General features: G+C 71.6%; 4 protein-coding genes. 1 reads left to right on the forward strand and 3 read right to left on the reverse strand.

The window, feature by feature from the left end; all coding sequences use genetic code 11:
• Positions 1–66: 66 nt before the first annotated feature.
• The 3 genes from ACFWYW_RS59220 to ACFWYW_RS59230 are packed head-to-tail and all read right to left on the reverse strand — an operon-like array spanning position 67 to position 1,848.
• Positions 67–237: a hypothetical protein gene (locus tag ACFWYW_RS59220; RefSeq protein WP_379641476.1), complete on the reverse strand. Its 171-nt coding sequence runs from the start codon at positions 235–237 to the stop codon at positions 67–69.
• Between the two features lie 29 nt (positions 238–266).
• On the reverse strand, positions 267–989 hold the full coding sequence (locus ACFWYW_RS59225; protein ID WP_379624759.1) for an ATP-binding protein: 723 nt from the start codon (positions 987–989) through the stop codon (positions 267–269).
• Positions 979–1,848, reverse strand: coding sequence for an MEDS domain-containing protein (locus ACFWYW_RS59230; RefSeq protein WP_379624757.1), 870 nt, complete (start codon positions 1,846–1,848; stop codon positions 979–981). The genes ACFWYW_RS59225 and ACFWYW_RS59230 overlap by 11 nt, the downstream gene beginning before the upstream one ends.
• A gap of 148 nt (positions 1,849–1,996) precedes the next feature.
• Between ACFWYW_RS59230 and ACFWYW_RS59235 the strand changes: the two genes are divergently transcribed.
• A partial coding sequence (locus tag ACFWYW_RS59235; RefSeq protein WP_379641477.1) for a sulfite exporter TauE/SafE family protein occupies positions 1,997–2,597 on the forward strand: 601 nt, incomplete at its 3' end.

Consider the following 2,597-nt stretch of genomic DNA (forward strand, 5'->3'; position numbering starts at 1 on the left):
TTCCGTCCCTGACCGGTCCGGCGCCTCAGGTCCATGACGCGGCTGATGTGCCGGGCGCCCGGCGCATCAGCCGCGCTGGTCGAACAGCAGCCCGTACCGGTCGATCCGCCACAGCTGGGCCGGCACCAGCAGCATGGTGCCGAAGGCGAGGCCGCCCAGGTGGTGGGCTCGACGGGGCGGCGAAGCGGTCCACACGCTCCAGGGGTTGGCATGTTTCTTCCAGGTCTGCTCAGTCATGCCCATACCCGGGAACAGACGCCGCGGGTTCACTCGTCGATGGACTCCGACAGTGCGGGGTCCAGGGTTTCGAGACGTCCGCGAAGGTAGGCCGGCACGCCGGTCAGGCTCAGCTCGCTGCGCTGGCGCAACGTGACCAGGGCGGCCAGGCCGTCGGCGTCCCACGGGCCGGCGTCGGTCAGGTCCAGCACGAGGCTGGGCAGCGTCCGCGTACGCTCCAGCAGTTCCAGCGCCGCGCTCCGGTCGAACAGGCCGGACAGGCGCAGCACCACACGCCCGTTGTCGTGGTCCGGCCGGATGCTCGCGGGCTGCCCGGCGGCGCCGGGCAGCGCCATGGCGACGGTGGTGTGCGTCCCGCCGGGGCCCGTGGACATCGTCTGCTCGTCGGCCAGCGTGCGCACGATCCACAGGCCGTGACCGTGCGCGCGGGGCCACGGCTCGGAGGGCGGGCCGGCGTCCTCGCGGCCGGGATCGCTGACGCGGAACCACAACATCCCGTCCCGCGTCCAGAGGGTCATCGTGCCGTGCCCGCCTCCGTGGCGCACCGCGTTCATGGCCAGTTCGTGGACGGCGATGACCAGGTCGGCGACCCGTCCGGCGGGCAGTCCCGCCTCGGTGGCGTGGGCCTCGGCGCTCGCCCTCAGCGCGTAGAGGGAGTCGCCGGTGAAGTCCTGTCTGAGCAGGACGTCGCCGCCGGGCGGACCTGTCTGCTCCGCGCCGGCCGGCTGGTCAAGGGGCTGGTCACCGTTCATCGGCGGTTTCCACCGTAACACCCGCGATATCGGTCGCGCCGAGCAGCACGAAACGCGCGCTGATCGTGGAGTGGCAGCGCAGCACCACCTTGCGGTCCGGGCAGATGCTGCGCGCGCAGTCGAGGATCATCCGCGTGCAGGCTACGTCGATGAAGGACAGCTCGGTCATGTTGACGGTGACGTCCGCGTCGCCGCGGATGACCTCCGCCAGCGCCAGGGCCAGGGACTCCGCCGCCGTGGAGTCGATCTGCCCGGCCAGCCGGACGCCCGGCGGCGCGTACTGCCGGCAGATGCGCAGCAGCGGATCGTCGTGGTAGGTGGCGGCGGCGACCGAGCGCGTGTGGAAGGCGGACACGGACGCGAGCGTGACCGGGTCGAAGCGCTCGCGGTCGTACTGGCACAGCACCGACACGCGGGTGCCCGCCAGCGTCTCGGCGATCTGCCGCTCGAAGGCGGGCAGTTGCTCGACGCCCTGGACCGGGCTCAGCGCCCAGCCCATGTCGATCGCCACGCGCAGTCCGCTGTGCGCCTGCTCGGCCTCGTCGCGCTGGGCGCGCAGCCACCGCATGGCGTCCTCCAGCGCGAACTGCCGGCCGGACAGCAGCCCGTCCTGCCAGGCCACGATCCGCATCCGCCCGTTCTCGCCGGCGTGCCGGACCGCGAGGCCGCGCCGGTCGAGCTCGGCGCGGGCCGCCTGCGGCTCCTCGCTCAGCCACACCACCCGCAGCCCTTCCGCCAGCCCGTCACGGATGTAGGCGGCGGTCAGGTCGAGGTACTCCTCGCGCTCGCCGAAGGTGAGGCAGGCGTGGTCGTCCAGCGTCAGATCCGTGATCTGCGAGTCCGCGTCGATCGACCCCAAGACCCCACCCACTCTCGCTCCGGCGTGCCGCTGTCACAGCTTAGTGATGGAGACGGCCGAGTTGCGCCCGGTGACTTGACCTGACCCCTTCCCAGCATTCATGATAATCCCGACCGATATAGCAGGAAAAGCGGGAAAGGCGGATGCAGTGCGATCACTCATCCTGCTGGGCCTGGTCGGCCTGGCCGCGCAGCTCGTCGACGGCAGCCTGGGCATGGCCTACGGCGTCACCTCCACCACATTGCTGCTGGCCATCGGCACCAACGCCGCCGCCGCGTCAGCGACCGTCCACCTGGCCGAGATCGGCACCACGCTGGCCTCCGGAATCTCTCACTGGCGCTTCGGCAACGTCGACTGGAAGGTCGTCGCCAAGATCGGCGTCCCGGGCGCGATCGGCGCCTTCGCCGGAGCCACGTTCCTGTCGAGCCTGTCCACCGAGCTCGCCGCCCCGATCATGTCGGTCATCCTGCTGACCCTCGGCGTCTACATCCTCATCCGCTTCACCGCGTTCGGGCTGCCGCGCGGCAACCTGGGCAAGCCGCTGCGCAAGCGCTTCCTCGGCCCGCTCGGCCTGGTCGCCGGGTTCGTGGACGCCACCGGCGGTGGCGGCTGGGGCCCCGTCGGCACCCCGGCGATCCTGGCCAGCGGCCGCATCCCCCCGCGCAAGGTGATCGGCTCGATCGACGCCAGCGAGTTCCTGGTGGCCATCGCGGCCAGCGTCGGCTTCCTGGTCGGCATCGGCTCGGAGA

The sequence above is a fragment of the Nonomuraea sp. NPDC059023 genome (assembly GCF_042740095.1).
Classification (GTDB): Bacteria; Actinomycetota; Actinomycetes; order Streptosporangiales; family Streptosporangiaceae; genus Nonomuraea.

Coding starts and splice junctions, on each gene's coding strand:
- ACFWYW_RS59225 (WP_379624759.1), bottom strand. CDS start 989: ATGAACGGTGACCAGCCCCTTGACCAGCCGGCCGGCGCGGAGCAGACA.
- ACFWYW_RS59220 (WP_379641476.1), bottom strand. CDS start 237: ATGACTGAGCAGACCTGGAAGAAACATGCCAACCCCTGGAGCGTGTGG.